This is a genomic window from Mediterraneibacter sp. ICN-202921 (genome assembly GCF_037890075.1).
Lineage (GTDB): Bacteria > Bacillota > Clostridia > Lachnospirales > Lachnospiraceae > Mediterraneibacter > Mediterraneibacter massiliensis.
Window position 1 is genome coordinate 1 of sequence record NZ_JBBKBE010000031.1, and the last position, 2,865, is coordinate 2,865.

A 2,865-nucleotide genomic window follows, 5' to 3' on the forward strand; every position below is an offset into this window, starting at 1 on the left:
AAAACAGACAGAAATAAAATTGACTATTACCAACGCGTGCAACGCTATGCATGTGTAGATGAAGTCCGTACCCGCGGACGGCATCAGTTGGTTATGCTGATAAGAGCGTATGGTGGATGCCTTGGCACTAAGAGCCGATGAAAGACGTGATAAGCTGCGAAAAGCTTCGGGGAGGAGCAAATATCCATAGATCCGGAGATATCTGAATGGGGAAACCTAACTGAGAAAACCTCAGTTATCCTAACGCCAATCCATAACGTTAGGAAGGGAACCCGGTGAACTGAAACATCTAAGTAGCCGGAGGAAGAGAAAACAACATGTGATTTCCAAAGTAGCGGCGAGCGAAATGGAAAGAGCCCAAACCGGAGTGCGTGCACTCCGGGGTTCGGACCGCGGAATTGATTCAACGAGTCTAGCAGAATGGTTTTGGGAAAGCCAGCCAGAGAGGGTGAAAGCCCCGTAAGCGAAAGGTGAGTTGACAAGGCGGTATCCAGAGTAGGTCGAGACACGAGAAACCTTGACTGAAAGAGCGGGGACCACCCCGTAAGGCTAAATACTCCTTAGTGACCGATAGCGCATAGTACTGTGAAGGAAAGGTGAAAAGGACCCCGGGAGGGGAGTGAAAGAGAACCTGAAACCATATGTTTACAAGCTGTGGAACCGCTTTAAATGCGGAACTGCGTACTTTTTGTAGAACGGTCCGGCGAGTTACGTCGGCTGGCGAGGTTAAGCACTAAAGGTGTGGAGCCGAAGGGAAACCAAGTCTGAAGAGGGCGAACAAAGTCAGCCGGAGTAGACCCGAAACCGGGTGATCTATCCATGTCCAGGTTGAAGTTGCCGTAAAAGGCAATGGAGGACCGAACCCACATCCGTTGAAAAGGGTGGGGATGAGGTGTGGATAGGGGAGAAATTCCAATCGAACCCGGAGATAGCTGGTTCTCCTCGAAATAGCTTTAGGGCTAGCCTCATACGAGTCTTGCGGAGGTAGAGCACTGAATTCCTAAGGGGGCGTCAAAGCTTACCAAGGGATATCAAACTCCGAATGCCGTGTAGATGCTGTATGGGAGTCAGACTATCCGAGATAAGTTGGGTAGTCGAAAGGGAAAGAGCCCAGACCTACAGCTAAGGTCCCAAAATGTGTGTTAAGTGGAAAAGGATGTGGGATTTCAAAGACAACTAGGATGTTGGCTTAGAAGCAGCCATACATTAAAAGAGTGCGTAATAGCTCACTAGTCGAGAGGTCCTGCGCCGAAAATGTCCGGGGCTAAAACACACTACCGAAGCTTAGGAACTGATGAATGTCAGTTGGTAGAGGAGCATTCTTAAAGAGAAGAAGCTGTACCGGAAGGAGCAGTGGATTTTTAAGAAGAGAGAATGCCGGAATGAGTAGCGAGAGGAAGGTGAGAATCCTTCCGGCCGAATATCTAAGGTTTCCAGAGTAAAGCTGATCTGCTCTGGGTAAGTCGGGGCCTAAGGCGAGGTCGAAAGACGTAGTCGATGGATAACAGGTTGAGATTCCTGTACTATTTTATGACAGAACTGTGGGGACGCAGGGAGAGAGCGCGAGCCGGGAATGGAAAGCCCGGTGCAAGCGAAGTACCCGTACATCAGGCAAACCCGGTGTGCAAGGGGAAGGCGTGACGCGGACCGAATTAAGAGTAGGGAAGAGCGTGAGCTAACTGCCAAGAAAAGCCGCTATTGTTCATAAAATACCCGTACCGTAAACCGACACAGGTGGATGAGGAGAGAATCCTAAGGCCGACGGGAGAAGCATTGTTAAGGAACTCGGCAAAATGACTCCGTAACTTCGGGAGAAGGAGTGCCTGGGAGACCAGGCCGCAGAGAATTGGCCCAAGCAACTGTTTAGCAAAAACACAGGTCTATGCAAAACCGAAAGGTGAGGTATATGGGCTGACGCCTGCCCGGTGCTGGAAGGTTAAGGGGAGAGGTTAGCGCAAGCGAAGCTTTGAACTTAAGCCCCAGTAAACGGCGGCCGTAACTATAACGGTCCTAAGGTAGCGAAATTCCTTGTCGGGTAAGTTCCGACCCGCACGAAAGGCGTAATGATTTGGGCACTGTCTCAACAATGCACCCGGTGAAATTGAAATACCAGTGAAGATGCTGGTTACCTGCGCCAGGACGGAAAGACCCCATGGAGCTTTACTCCAGCTTGATACTGGGATTCGGTATTGCATGTACAGGATAGGTGGGAGGCTAGGAAGTAGGAACGCCAGTTCCTATGGAGCCGCTGTTGGGATACCACCCTTGCAGTATTGGGTTTCTAACCAGCAGCCGTGAACCGGCTGGGGGACAATGTCAGGTGGGGAGTTTGACTGGGGCGGTCGCCTCCGAAAGGGTATCGGAGGCGCTCAAAGGTTCCCTCAGAATGGTCGGAAACCATTCGAAGAGTGCAAAGGCAGAAGGGAGCTTGACTGCGACACCGACGGGTGGAGCAGGTACGAAAGTAGGACTTAGTGATCCGGTGGTATAAAGTGGGATTGCCATCGCTCAACGGATAAAAGCTACCCTGGGGATAACAGGCTTATCACTCCCAAGAGTTCACATCGACGGAGTGGTTTGGCACCTCGATGTCGGCTCATCGCATCCTGGGGCTGAAGTAGGTCCCAAGGGTTGGGCTGTTCGCCCATTAAAGCGGTACGCGAGCTGGGTTCAGAACGTCGTGAGACAGTTCGGTCCCTATCCGGCGTGGGCGTAGGATATTTGAGAGGAGCTGTCCTTAGTACGAGAGGACCGGGATGGACTGGCCGCTGGTGTATCTGTTGTTCAGCCAAGAGCATAGCAGAGTAGCCAAGCCGGGACGGGATAAACGCTGAAGGCATCTAAGCGTGAAGCCCCCCTCAAGAT

1 rRNA gene is annotated in these 2,865 nt (G+C 51.5%); it reads left to right on the plus strand.

The features are described 5' to 3' along the window. Positions 1-89 precede the first annotated feature (89 nt). Positions 90-2,865: ribosomal RNA gene (locus WKT01_RS13630) — 23S ribosomal RNA — on the plus strand; the annotation flags it as partial.